This is a genomic window from Candidatus Zixiibacteriota bacterium, assembly GCA_021159005.1.
In the GTDB taxonomy this organism is placed as follows: domain Bacteria; phylum Zixibacteria; class MSB-5A5; order UBA10806; family 4484-95; genus JAGGSN01.
Map to the genome: position 1 here is coordinate 1 of JAGGSN010000186.1, position 1,855 is coordinate 1,855.

The following is a 1,855-nucleotide window of genomic DNA, read 5'->3' on the forward strand; positions in this document are numbered from 1 at the left end:
CGTATTCGGGTGCGATCACCGGGGACGCGGGAGATCCCGCGCCCGTTCCTGTGGTTGAAGTGATCATTTCTTGCCTCCTCACTCGTCGAAGTACACGAATTCGACGGTCCCCGCCCCGTCGGCGTGAGCACCTTTGATGTTAAGGAACCTTTTTTCCGCGATGCTGAACAACGGGTTGTCCACATCGACACCATTAGGGAATATGAGGTTTGTGATCACTTCGACTGCAGCGACATGGGTGTGATCCACAACGGGAGTAGCCGAATTGTCGGCAACACCATCGATGATGGATACCCCGTTTATGTTCGCCACTGCGCCGACCAACTTCTCCTTGACCATGCAGATGAATCTGGTCTTGCCGTCCGGCACCGCATCGAGTACCTTGACAACATCCATGCCGCTAAAATCCGCCTTGACGATCTTCAGGTCGTGTTTATTTGCCATATCTTACACACCCTCGATTTTAGTCGTTGTGTGTAGGGGGAACAATCGATGATTGCCCCCTTACTCGTCGAAGTACACGACCGTTACCGTACCATCATCGATAGTTGACTCGACGACGAGCCACTTCTCGTTGTCCGCATCAGGCGTGATACTGAACAGCGGGTTGTCCATATCGATATTGTCGGGGTATGCCAGAATTCCGCCGCCTTCCATAACCGTGGTGTCTTTCACCGTGGTCATCGTATCTGCATCAACACCCTCGCCGATGGCGACGGTGCCGCCTGTGACCGCGGAGTGTTTGATGAAGCACACGAACCTGGTCTTGCCCAGTGGTACCTGATCGCCGACTTCCATGACGCCAGTTAACAACGGTATGTTGGCGATCTTCAGGTCATACTTGTTTGCCATGATTCATGCCTCCTTACGCCGTCACATCAAGCTGCGCCTTGTTCTTCAGGTACGATCCCGTACCGAATGCCATTCCGTACATGGCAAGGCAGTCCTTACCGACGCCCCTGATCTGTTTCTCGATCCTTACGTCAGTCTTGGGGATGAACATCCACGGACTTGGCAGCACCATCGCGGGCAGGTCACCCACGAGCATTGGTCGAAGTGTCAGCACCGGTTTCTCTTCACCGTTCAGCATGTTTGGCTTCACCGCGGTAGCGAGGGGCGGGGTGCCATACAGTTCCTGCGTCAGGTTGTCGAGTGCCGTCACGAGGATCAGTGAGTCCTCTTTAACCCTGTAGTTTTTGCTTGCACTGTCCCCGCATATCCACTCGACGAACCCGTCGTTCGCGGCGGTGGGTGCAGTTGTGTACGACAGTCCCCAATCGGGGACCGGGATCGTACCGGTAGCGTATAGTCCGGTCTGGTTCAGACCCACCATCTCCGGTCTGATCGAATCGATACCGAACTGTGTGTCTGCTGCATACCTGCCACCGAATGTCTTTGGCTCGAAGTATTTCTTCGCTGCTTCCGCGGCAAAGACGATATAACCGATGTGGTACGTTAGCATCTTTCGATGAATCGTGCTCTGAGTCAGGATCATCATTCTGTTGATCTCCTTCATGAGCATCTTCATCTCGTCATCCGTCAGAGGTGTCCGGTCAATCTTAAATTCTTTGCCCGGTTCCTCGAACGCAATCCTGTCAGCCAGCATTCTCAGCTGGGTAATTGAGGCTTTGCCCATCTTGTTTCCTCCGTTTGTTCATAGCAGGATTTTACTTCTGCTTGACACACAATCGGAGTTATGAGTATTTAAATGGTGTGTTGTGTATATTTGTAAAGATGTACAAAGCGCCAAGAGTTCCGATCGATCCCCTGACCACTTCTTTTTAAAGAACTGGTCAGTCTCCTGACCACACCATCGCGGCGTTCGCTAATCTAACTGCACGAAAACCCCGCTACA

General features: G+C 52.7%; 3 protein-coding genes. All 3 read right to left on the minus strand.

Annotated features, from left to right (window positions below):
- Nucleotides 1–78: 78 nt before the first annotated feature.
- The 3 genes from J7K40_11500 to J7K40_11510 are packed head-to-tail and all read right to left on the minus strand — an operon-like array spanning nucleotide 79 to nucleotide 1,636.
- Entirely contained in the window at nucleotides 79–444 is a 366-nt protein-coding gene (locus tag J7K40_11500) for a hypothetical protein (protein MCD6163021.1), read from the minus strand.
- Nucleotides 445–504: 60 nt separating this feature from the next.
- Nucleotides 505–852 carry a hypothetical protein gene (locus tag J7K40_11505; protein ID MCD6163022.1) on the minus strand — a complete coding sequence of 116 codons (348 nt, stop codon included), beginning with the start codon at nucleotides 850–852 and terminating at the stop codon, nucleotides 505–507.
- A gap of 13 nt (nucleotides 853–865) precedes the next feature.
- Complete coding sequence (locus J7K40_11510) at nucleotides 866–1,636, minus strand: hypothetical protein (GenBank protein ID MCD6163023.1); 771 nt, start codon at nucleotides 1,634–1,636, stop codon at nucleotides 866–868.
- Nucleotides 1,637–1,855: the final 219 nt, after the last annotated feature.

What these genes read in the sequence shown, in the direction of transcription:
- J7K40_11505 (MCD6163022.1), bottom strand. Translation starts at nt 852, where the DNA reads ATGGCAAACAAGTATGACCTGAAGATCGCCAACATACCGTTGTTAACT.
- J7K40_11500 (MCD6163021.1), bottom strand. Translation starts at nt 444, where the DNA reads ATGGCAAATAAACACGACCTGAAGATCGTCAAGGCGGATTTTAGCGGC.
- J7K40_11510 (MCD6163023.1), bottom strand. Translation starts at nt 1,636, where the DNA reads ATGGGCAAAGCCTCAATTACCCAGCTGAGAATGCTGGCTGACAGGATT.